Source organism: Frankia sp. Mgl5 (genome assembly GCF_023242985.1).
GTDB classification, from domain to species: Bacteria; Actinomycetota; Actinomycetes; order Frankiales; family Frankiaceae; genus Parafrankia; species Parafrankia soli.
Map to the genome: position 1 here is coordinate 1 of NZ_JALKFY010000045.1, position 302 is coordinate 302.

Below are 302 nucleotides of genomic sequence, written 5' to 3' on the forward strand. Positions count from 1 at the left end.
GCGCTGAAGCTGCTGATCGGGGCGGAGGATGCACTAAATCCGCATCTGGAACATTTTGACATCTGGCAAAATCAGCATCAGCAGATCCGTGTCGCGGGAGCGCGCCATCCCAATTGCCCGACCTGCGGAAAACGGGAATTTTCCTTTTTAACCCCGGACTCACAGGAAGGCCTTGCCGTATCTCTCTGTGGTCGCGATACGGTACAGATCTCGCCTGCGGAAGGAAGCCGCATTGATTTAGACAAGCTGGCGGGAATCCTCTCCCCGCTTGGGCAGGTTGAACAGAACAAATTCCTGCTGCG

The 302-nt window shown here is 55.6% G+C and carries 1 pseudogene; it reads left to right on the forward strand.

Annotated elements, in window-relative coordinates:
* Positions 1-302: pseudogene (locus tag MXD62_RS08290) on the forward strand (thiazole biosynthesis adenylyltransferase ThiF); the annotation flags it as partial.